This is a genomic window from Emticicia sp., assembly GCF_043780375.1.
Lineage (GTDB): Bacteria > Bacteroidota > Bacteroidia > Cytophagales > Spirosomataceae > Emticicia.
Genome location: NZ_JAYWCU010000103.1, coordinates 1 through 6,208, shown reverse-complemented (window position 1 = coordinate 6,208; position 6,208 = coordinate 1). Strand labels below are relative to the sequence as shown.

Annotated in this window: 5 protein-coding genes; 2 read left to right on the top strand and 3 right to left on the bottom strand. The window is 36.7% G+C overall.

What is annotated here, in order from left to right; translation table 11 throughout:
• Positions 1-557: hypothetical protein (locus ACH2CJ_RS07770; RefSeq protein WP_394991834.1), on the top strand; the 557-nt coding region annotated here is incomplete at its 5' end.
• A 240-nt stretch (positions 558-797) separates the two neighbouring features.
• Here the strand turns inward: ACH2CJ_RS07770 and ACH2CJ_RS07765 are convergent.
• The 3 genes from ACH2CJ_RS07765 to ACH2CJ_RS07755 all read right to left on the bottom strand — a co-directional run bounded on the left by ACH2CJ_RS07765 (position 798) and on the right by ACH2CJ_RS07755 (position 4,141).
• Positions 798-1,925: an aspartate aminotransferase family protein gene (locus ACH2CJ_RS07765; RefSeq protein ID WP_394991832.1), complete on the bottom strand. Its 1,128-nt coding sequence runs from the start codon at positions 1,923-1,925 to the stop codon at positions 798-800.
• Between the two features lie 101 nt (positions 1,926-2,026).
• Positions 2,027-3,259 carry a thioredoxin family protein gene (locus ACH2CJ_RS07760; protein ID WP_394991830.1) on the bottom strand — a complete coding sequence of 411 codons (1,233 nt, stop codon included), beginning with the start codon at positions 3,257-3,259 and terminating at the stop codon, positions 2,027-2,029.
• 111 nt (positions 3,260-3,370) lie between these two features.
• On the bottom strand, positions 3,371-4,141 hold the full coding sequence (locus ACH2CJ_RS07755) for an SDR family NAD(P)-dependent oxidoreductase (RefSeq protein WP_394991828.1): 771 nt from the start codon (positions 4,139-4,141) through the stop codon (positions 3,371-3,373).
• A gap of 176 nt (positions 4,142-4,317) precedes the next feature.
• Between ACH2CJ_RS07755 and ACH2CJ_RS07750 the strand changes: the two genes are divergently transcribed.
• Positions 4,318-5,979: a UxaA family hydrolase gene (locus tag ACH2CJ_RS07750; RefSeq protein WP_394991826.1), complete on the top strand. Its 1,662-nt coding sequence runs from the start codon at positions 4,318-4,320 to the stop codon at positions 5,977-5,979.
• Positions 5,980-6,208: the final 229 nt, after the last annotated feature.

Below are 6,208 nucleotides of genomic sequence, written 5' to 3'. Positions count from 1 at the left end.
GACGTGGAAAAAACAATAATTTCATCAGAAGCTATGATACAAATTGCATTTATCTCTTTGATTATCAACAGAATATAATTCCAAAACAAACTCTTATAGACGGAGCAATTATATTAGGACAAACAGCATTAGAACTTGTTTACAACTGGTGGATTGTGGAAAATAAGCAAATGATTATAGGTGATGATGCTAAAGATTTAAGTGCAGCAAATAAAATTCGTTTAATAATTTCACAATTACAAATTTCCAGTAAAGTTCCTAAAGCATTTACAAAACTGCAAGAATTAATGTCAAAGGATGCTCCAGAGGCTATTGTTGGTATCCGAAATTCAATTGTACATTCTCAAGCAGAGAAACGAAGCAAATTACGTAGTTATGACAATATTGCTTTGTATGAAGCTTTGCAAGTTTTTATTTGGTATATTGAATTGTCATTGCTTAATATATTAAAATATGAAGGTAAATATTTTGATAGGTGTTTTGATTCCGTTTGGGAAGGTAAGTCAATAAGATTTGTTCCTTGGAAAAATACTTTTATTCCTAAAATCCAATCTTAGAAATTGGACAGATAGACAAATGGACACGATATAGTATGTACTGGTATAGACTTAGAAATGTGTAAAAATGAAAAATTGTACACCTACTCACATATCTATTAAAAATTCAATCGAAAAACTCGAATCATTAAAGTTTGTATTTTGGGCGTTTTGTTTTTTTCAAAATTGTAACAACAAAAACCGCCCCAAAACCACGGCATTTTGCCAGATTTTGGGGCGGTTTATTAAATTTATATTGTTTTACGCTTTCGCCAAAACTTGCTTCAAAGCTTCTAAGAAAATATCGGCTTCTTTGGTGGTCATGGCGAGGCTTGGTAAAAGTCGCATCGTGTGCGTTCCTGCTACGCCTGTAAATATCTTGTGTTCAAAAAGCATGGCGTTTCTGATTGGGCCAACTGGCTTCTCAAACTCAATGCCTATCATTAAGCCTTGTCCACGTAATTCTTTTATTCCTGTCATTCCTTTGAGGTTTTCAAAGAAATAATCACCGATATTGGCGGCATTTTGTACCAATTTTTCTTTCTTGATAATGTCCAAAACGGCATTTGCTGCTGTACAAGCCAAATGATTTCCGCCGAAAGTTGTGCCGAGTAGTCCGTGTTTTGCTTCAAATTTTGGAGAAATCAACACACCACCGATTGGGAAACCATTGCCCATTCCTTTGGCAGTTGTGATAATATCGGGTTTTACGCCACTGTGCTGAAACGAGAAGAATTTTCCCGAACGACCATAGCCACATTGTACGCTATCGTGAATAAAAATAGCCCCTGTTTTGTCGCAAGCCTTGCGAATGGCTTTCATAAATTCGTCAGTCGCCACATTGATTCCGCCTACGCCTTGAATGCCTTCTACAATAACCGCACAAGTTTCGTTATCAACTGCTTTTTTGACAGCCTCAACATCATTGAAAGGCAAAAACTGCACATGGTCAGCAAAATTGATGGGTGCTTTGATAGAAGGATTCTCTGTAACGGCAACAGCAGCCGATGTACGTCCATGAAATGCTTTTGAAAAGGCAATTACTTTGGTACGACCATTGTAAAAAGATGCCAATTTCAAGGCATTTTCGTTGGCTTCTGCTCCCGAATTGACCAAAAACAAAGAATAATCTTTCAAACCCGAAAGTTTTCCTAATTTATCAGCCAACTCTTCCTGCGAAGGAATTTTTACTGAATTGGAGTAAAAACCAATATTTTTGAGCTGTTGAGTCAGTTTTCGCACATAATATGGATGTGTGTGTCCAACCGAAATAACGGCGTGACCACCATAAAGGTCGAGATATTGTTGTCCAGTCTTATCCCAAAGATAAGAACCTTGAGCTTTCACAGGCTCGATGTCATAAAGAGGATATACGTTGAATAATGTCATTCTATTTTTCTTTGGTTTTCTTTCGTCAGTAAACTTTATGCGAAAGTTCTAAACTTTACTCTATTCATTTGTCAAAGTTCTAAACTTTGCCCATCAAAACACTACTTCAACTCTCCAGCCAACTTGTTGATATTTTTTTCAACACTTGCCACTACTTTTTTTAGATTTGGGTCAGTAATTTTGGTTTTTGCAGTAGCAATACTTGCCTTTGCTGCCGAAATTTCTTTCTTAGCATTTGCCAAATCTCCTGTTTTTTGATATAATCGAGCAGATTCGTAGTTCAGATTTGCTATTTCTTGTTCCGTTTTTAATTGTGGTCGGGCTTTTGTGAGCCATTGACGAGCATTATTAGCAAATTTCCCATCTGTAAAATTTGTGTTGTAAAACGTCGTGTAATAAACTAATAATTGTGGTTGAGTTTGAGCGTTAATAAGATTTTGAAGAAAAGCAAAAGCTTTGTCTTGCCCTTGTTCACGTAAAATAGCAGGACATTCGATTTGCCAAGTTGCTCCCGTAACGTATTGCCCCGCACCCACAACGCCCATATAATTTTTGAGTTTATTTACTTTCGCCAGCGAAAACTTTGAGGCTTTCGGGTCATAAATAGCCATTTGCACCAACATTCCAAGCGAATTCATTTCAGTTCCTGGATGCCCCTCTTCGATTGCATGTTTTTTGGCAATTTCGATATTGTTTAACCAATATTCTGCAAAACCATTTTCAATATCCATTATACATTTTTTGACAATTGCCCAACTGGCTTTATCGTTTAACTGATTTTTTGGATACGCTTTATATAGTTCATTGGCTACCTGAATATTACGAGCTGTATCTTGCGTAACACGAAGTAGATAAGCCAGCCCTGTCATGGTACTTATATCTCTATTTCCTGCTTGATATTTTTTCCAAAAACCACCTGTTTGTAAGTTAGGGTCGATGGCAGTTTTGGCATGTTGAATTAAATCTTTAGGCGTATTAATTGGGTCAGTAAGGTGCAACAGGTTTTGATTGTTATCAAAGTAAAAAAACAATGGAAAACCCGGCAAATAGATTTTCTTTTTCGTAAGAAAAGCCACTTGTTTTGCATCTTCTACATTTAGCTTATAACTCACGAAGTTTTGGTTGTAATATTTGCCAACTTCAGCGTTTTTGAGGGTTGGTTCTAAACTCATACAGATAGGGCAATGAGGCGAATAGCATTCCACAAAAACAGGTTTGCCAGAAGCCTTTGCTTTCTTAAAAGCGGCTTCTATGGTGGGTTCAAAAGCAATTCCTTGTGAGAAAGCTATGTTTATGATACACAGAAGAATACTTACTAAAACTATTTTTTTCATGTGATTTTTTGATGTTTGGAACAACAAATTAGGTAATTTTTGAGGAAAATATTTCAAAACCCTTTCTTCTTTAACAAGTTATTAACAGGAAAATCTCCCGTTCGCTCCACATTAATTATTCAGTTTTACAAAACCACCGTCAATCAAATAATCACAACCTGTAATAAAACTGGCTTCGTCGGAGCAAAGATAAACTGCCAATGAACCAATTTCTTCGGGCTTTGCCATGCGACCAATTGGTTGAGTTTTTGATAATTTTTCAAACATTTCCTTTTCTTTACCAGGATAGGTTTTCTTTATAAAACCATCAACGAAAGGTGTATGTACTCGTGCTGGCGAAATACTATTACAACGAATATTATATTTCAAATAGTCTTTGGCAATCTGTAAAGTCATGGTAAAAACTGCCCCTTTCGACATCGAATAGGCAAATCTTTCAGGAATTCCAACCGTTGCTGCAATAGATGCCATGTTTAAAATTACCCCACCATTGTTTTTTAAATGTGGAATAACTGCTTGTAAACAATTATATGTTCCTTTAACATTTACATTGAAAACTCGGTCAAAATCCTCTTCACTTGTTGTTTCAATAGTGCCAATGTGAGCAATTCCTGCATTATTGACTAAAATATCAATGGTGTTTTCTTTCGCAATTTTATCAACTGTTTTCTTGACTTCTTTTTGCTTCGATATATCTACCTTATGAAAATAGGCTTCACCTCCATTAGCATTAATGAGGTCAGCTTCTCGCTCTGCTTGGTCAATATTTAATTCGAAAATATGAACGACCGCACCCTGTTGAGCAAAAAGTCGAGAAATAGAAAGTCCAATACCACTTGCTCCACCAGTAACGATGGCCACTTTATTGTCAAGACGAAACATTTTTATCGAATAGGTTTTTGTGAAAAATAGCTTAATTCTAATATTTTTTTGATAATTGCTCAAAAATACGTGTTTTATTCGTCAAAATTAGTTGTCAATTCGGGAACAAAAAATAAATAGGACTTACATTTGCCAAAATAATTATTCAAACTATAATTTTTTGAGCCTCCTCCCCTATGCACACCGTTCTGAAACTACACCCAAAAGATAATGTTATTGTTGCTTTGCAAAACCTTAAAGCAAGTGAAATTGTTGATTTTGAAGGCATTAGCTATGAAATTCAACATGACCTTGATGCCAAACATAAATTCGTAACCGAAGACTTAGCCGTCGGCGACCACGTAACAATGTACGGTGTTTTAGTAGGAAAAGCTACAAAACCTATCAAACGTGGGGCTCAAATTACAACTTTTAATCTTAAACACGAATCTGACCCCTACTCAGTAGAAAAACGCCAACCAGCTTCGAAGTGGAATCCTTTAGATACGGTATCTTGGAAAAACAAAACTTTCAATGGCTATTACAGAAATGATGGAAGCGTAGGTATTCGTAATTATTGGTTGGTTGTTCCTTTGGTTTTTTGTGAAAACCGCAATATTTTGGTCATGAAAGATGCCTTTGAGCGAGAACTTGGCTATTCTCAACCCGAAATTTATCGTAACCAAGTGCGAGATTTATTATCGGCTTATAAATCGGGTAATTTAGAAGAAATTGAAAAAATACAATTAGCCGAACAAGAAAACGAGGCGATTAAAAGTTCACCTACGCACCTTTTCCCAAATGTTGATGGCATAAAGTTTTTGACACACGAAACTGGTTGTGGTGGAACAAATCAAGACACCGATTCTTTGTGCGACCTTTTTGCAGGAATGATTGTCAATCCAAACGTAGCAGGCGTAACGGTTTTAAGTTTGGGTTGCCAGAAATCACAAATAGATTATCTGAAAAGTGAAGTATTGAAGCGAAATCCAAAATTTGACCGACCGATTTTATATTTCGACCAACAAACCTACGGCACCGAAAATGCCATGATGTCGGACGCTATTCGTGAGACATTTAAAGGAATTATCGAAATCAATAAACAAAGTCGTAAACCTGCTCCGCTTAACAAACTAAATATTGGCTTGAAATGTGGCGGTTCGGATGGTTTCTCAGGAATATCGGCAAACCCTGCCATCGGGCATTTATCTGACATTATGGTAAGTTTGGGCGGAACAACGCTTTTGGCAGAATTTCCAGAGCTTTGTGGCGTTGAGCAAGAACTCATCAATCGTTGCGTAGATGAAGCAAAAGCTCAAAAATTTGCCGATTTAATGAAAGAATATTCCGACCAAGCGGCTGCCGTGGGAGCAACTTTCGACATGAATCCGTCGGTTGGGAATATTAAAGATGGACTAATTACCGATGCAATAAAGTCGGCTGGTGCAGCCAAAAAAGGCGGTAATGCTCCAATTGTCAACGTTTTGAATTATACAGAACAACCAACCGAAGCAGGTTTACATTTGCTTTGTACGCCAGGAAACGATGTGTTAGCAACAACAGGAATGGCGGCATCGGGAGCAACCATTATATTGTTTACAACAGGGCTTGGCACGCCAACGGGAAATCCGATTACGCCAACGGTTAAGATTTCGACTAATAATAAATTGGCTCAAAAGATGTCAGATATTATTGATTTTAGTTCGGGAAAAGTCATTACTGGCGAAGAAACCATTGAGCAAAATGGTGAATCTTTGTTAAATTGGTTAATTGGACTCGCCAACGGCGATTATTTAACCAAAGCCGAAACTTTAGGGCAAGACGACTTTATCCCGTGGAAAAGAGGTGTGAATTTGTAAGGCTTAAATTCTGCAAATGAAATTATGGCTAAATTGATTATTTTTGCAAAGTATTATTTCTTCATTAGACTTCCTGCGAAAGTGTTTTATGATTGAAAAATAGTAGATTTTCAAGCGAAAATTGATGAAATTTTGAAAGCATAGCACCGCTACGGTTGAAAAATTTGCTCAATTTGTAGCCGAAAAGATGGTGTTTTTCGACTTAAAATACTTTCGCAGGAAGTCTATT

What these genes read in the sequence shown, in the direction of transcription:
- ACH2CJ_RS07765 (WP_394991832.1), bottom strand. Translation starts at nt 1,925, where the DNA reads ATGACATTATTCAACGTATATCCTCTTTATGACATCGAGCCTGTGAAA.
- ACH2CJ_RS07760 (WP_394991830.1), bottom strand. Translation starts at nt 3,259, where the DNA reads ATGAAAAAAATAGTTTTAGTAAGTATTCTTCTGTGTATCATAAACATA.
- ACH2CJ_RS07755 (WP_394991828.1), bottom strand. Translation starts at nt 4,141, where the DNA reads ATGTTTCGTCTTGACAATAAAGTGGCCATCGTTACTGGTGGAGCAAGT.
- ACH2CJ_RS07750 (WP_394991826.1), top strand. Translation starts at nt 4,318, where the DNA reads ATGCACACCGTTCTGAAACTACACCCAAAAGATAATGTTATTGTTGCT.